Source organism: Ciceribacter ferrooxidans (assembly GCF_004137355.1).
Lineage (GTDB): Bacteria > Pseudomonadota > Alphaproteobacteria > Rhizobiales > Rhizobiaceae > Allorhizobium > Allorhizobium ferrooxidans.
This window is the reverse complement of the sequence record NZ_SDVB01000264.1, coordinates 1-260: the sequence shown is the minus strand read 5'-3', so window position 1 is coordinate 260 and position 260 is coordinate 1. Positions and strand designations below refer to the sequence as shown.

Here is a 260-nt window from a genome sequence, read left to right as displayed (position 1 = left end):
TCAACGACAGCTGGACGAGACCGGAACAATCGATACCAAAGCCGGAACGTCCGCCCCACAGGTAGGGTGTTTCAAGAAAGCGGGTGGCGATGGCCACGTAGTCGTTGCTCGCATAGGTGCCGATCGGCAAGCAGTGCCCCGCCACAATCGCCCGGCCGTCCGCGACCAGGAAGTAGCGAGTGCCCCGGGTCTCGGCCTCCCCCACGACCGCGACGCGACTTCCCATCGAAAGGGCAGCACAGGCGGGGAAGCGCAGATCC

General features: G+C 65.0%; 1 protein-coding gene. It reads right to left on the bottom strand.

Annotated features, from left to right (window positions below):
* A partial coding sequence (locus EUU22_RS20060) for an NlpC/P60 family protein (protein ID WP_165351237.1) occupies positions 1-260 on the bottom strand: 260 nt, incomplete at both ends.